1 protein-coding gene is annotated in these 404 nt (G+C 58.9%); it reads right to left on the bottom strand.

Going from position 1 to position 404, the window contains the following annotated elements; all coding sequences use genetic code 11:
• Positions 1–404: DUF1983 domain-containing protein (locus L6D80_RS29905; protein WP_236183114.1), on the bottom strand; the 404-nt coding region annotated here is incomplete at both ends.

Here is a 404-nt window from a genome sequence, read left to right as displayed (position 1 = left end):
TGGAGATCAACGCATCGTTGATAAAGACCTGTCCGTTTTGAACAGCGAACGGCACGATCAGGCCCTCACCCACCGGGTTCATAATCGCGAACCGGTTAGCCAGCACAACAAAGCTCGACTGGAATGTACCGCCCTGGTTCTCAAGCCCCAGGCCAAACCCCGCCGCGTAGTAGGTGCCGCCGGACGTGAGGCCCAGCTTCACAGACCAGGTGGCGTTTACTTTGCCGTTGAGCGCAGTCTGTGCCGTGCTTATCTGCTGCACGCTGGCATTCGTGGTGCCCAGATTGCTCTGGACTGTATCGACACGTCTGCCAAGCGCGGTATCGCCGTCACTGCGCGCAGTGGCTTCGTTTTGAATCGCCGCGCTGGCATCTCCAACTGAGGCGTAAAGCCCATCTATGCGC

The sequence above is a fragment of the Pseudomonas ceruminis genome (assembly GCF_021602025.1).
Lineage (GTDB): Bacteria > Pseudomonadota > Gammaproteobacteria > Pseudomonadales > Pseudomonadaceae > Aquipseudomonas > Aquipseudomonas ceruminis.
The sequence above is the reverse complement of the archived record's forward strand: the minus strand, read 5'-3'. Positions and strand labels throughout refer to the sequence as shown.